At 42.7% G+C, this 1,860-nt stretch carries 3 protein-coding genes; 2 read left to right on the top strand and 1 reads right to left on the bottom strand.

The genetic code is table 11. The annotated features are described in order from the left end of the window. Window positions 1-67 precede the first annotated feature (67 nt). The gene (locus JX312_RS12985; protein WP_204458347.1) at window positions 68-340 is read left to right on the top strand and encodes a hypothetical protein; all 273 of its coding nucleotides are present in this window, start codon (window positions 68-70) and stop codon (window positions 338-340) included. Window positions 341-342: 2 nt separating this feature from the next. Further along, window positions 343-1,338, top strand: a complete 996-nt coding sequence (rhuM, locus tag JX312_RS12980) for a virulence RhuM family protein (RefSeq protein ID WP_204458345.1) — start codon at window positions 343-345, stop codon at window positions 1,336-1,338. Window positions 1,339-1,462: 124 nt separating this feature from the next. Here the strand turns inward: rhuM and JX312_RS12975 are convergent. Then, on the bottom strand, window positions 1,463-1,860 hold a 398-nt coding region (locus JX312_RS12975), incomplete at its 5' end, for a winged helix-turn-helix transcriptional regulator (protein WP_204458343.1).

Below are 1,860 nucleotides of genomic sequence, written 5' to 3'. Positions count from 1 at the left end.
ACGCAATCATTTCCGACAAGTCTATTGAATATAACTCTCAGTTTAAACAAATTATATATCTTTAGGCATGAATTTGTTGAATTACATAAGCGAGTTTTTCTTGTTCCGTTGGCTGTTTGGTTCTCACAAGCACAATGAGTCAAAACGTAATCTATCGGATACGTCCAGCAGCTTTGGCCACAAGGATATTATTGGTGACAATGATACGCACACAGGCTTTAGTCGCCGCCATGAAAATAATTACTCTCGTTATGACAACTATGATTATGGCTATTCACAATCGTATGATGATTTTCATGACGAGCAGGACGACTTCGACATGATGGCCGATGATTTTTAAATATGGATAACGGACAGATTATATTATTTCAGACGCAGGGAGGCGAGACGAAAATTGAGGTTCGGCTTGCCAATGAATCTGTGTGGCTAACTGCTGACCAAATGGCGGAGCTGTTCCAGCGCAACAAATCGACCATTTCAAGACATATAAAGAATATTCTTGAAAGTGGCGAGTTACAGCGGAATTCAGTTGTTGCAGAAAATGCAACAACTGCATCCGACGGAAAAACTTACACCGTTTCTTACTATAACCTCGACATGATTATCAGTGTCGGGTATCGTGTCAATTCGCATCGGGGTGTGCAATTCCGTCAGTGGGCTACTCAAGTGTTGAAAGAATACATGATCAAAGGGTTTGCACTGAATGATGACCTGCTTAAAAATGCCGGACATGGGAATTACTTTGATGAGTTGCTTGCGAGAATCCGCGACATACGCAGTTCGGAAAAGGTATTTTACCGCAAGGTTCTTGAAATATACGCCCTAAGTATCGACTATGACCCTCGGACGGAAACAACCCAGCAGTTCTTCAAGACAGTGCAGAACAAGATGCACTTTGCCGCTCACGGGCACACTGCCGCTGAGGTGATTTACGACAGAGCAAATGCCGCAAACGACTTTATGGGTCTGACTACATGGCGCGGTGCATTACCGACCAAACAAGAGGCTGAGGTTGCGAAGAACTATCTTTCAGAGGACGAAGTTGATATGCTCAATCGCATAGTCAACCTCTATCTTGACTTTGCCGAACTTCAGGCAAAGAGCCATGTGCCGATGTATATGAAGGACTGGATCAAGAAACTCGATGACTTCCTTACGCTGTCTGGAAAAGAATTGCTCACACATGCCGGAAGCATATCGGCAGAAGTGGCAAAACTGAAAACCGATACCGAGTATGAGAAATTCCGTGAACGTACCCAATATCAACTCTCCCCGGTCGAAATCCACTTCATCGAAGCCTTCGAAGCCGAGCAAAAGAAACTCCGAGGAACGCAATAATGCAGAAAGTGCAGAAAATGCAATCCAAAAATGACACTGTCCCCCAAAAGTATTTGGATATTTTTGTCACTATCCCCCATTTTTTCAAAATAACCACTTGCACTATAACAAAAAAATCGCAACCCTATGATGAATGATCCATTACCTCCCAAGAACCTCCACGATCTGCGCCCACACGTCTAATAATACCTTGTTCTTGCAATTTCTTTAGATGTTTGGAGACGGCTCGATCGGAGATGGAAAGCATCTTAGCAAGTTCATTAATAGTCACTGACGGATTCTCCTTCATTTCGCATACTATTCTGTTGCGTGTTTTCTCTGAACCCTTCTCTGAACCTTTCTGAGTATCTTGTTCGGTTTGTATCGGTTCTGTATCGGTTTGGTTCAGTTTTGCATCGCCCCTGATAGACATGAAAATCTCACGATAGATAATAGCTGTAACACCTCCTTGCTCTACAATAAATTCCGGACGCTTAAGAAACTGTTTAAATTTAATTGTGAGGTTCATTGAGAGGATTTTAT

Source organism: Barnesiella sp. CU968, assembly GCF_905219685.1.
GTDB lineage: Bacteria > Bacteroidota > Bacteroidia > Bacteroidales > Muribaculaceae > Lepagella > Lepagella muris_A.
This window is presented reverse-complemented; position numbering and strand designations above follow the sequence as displayed.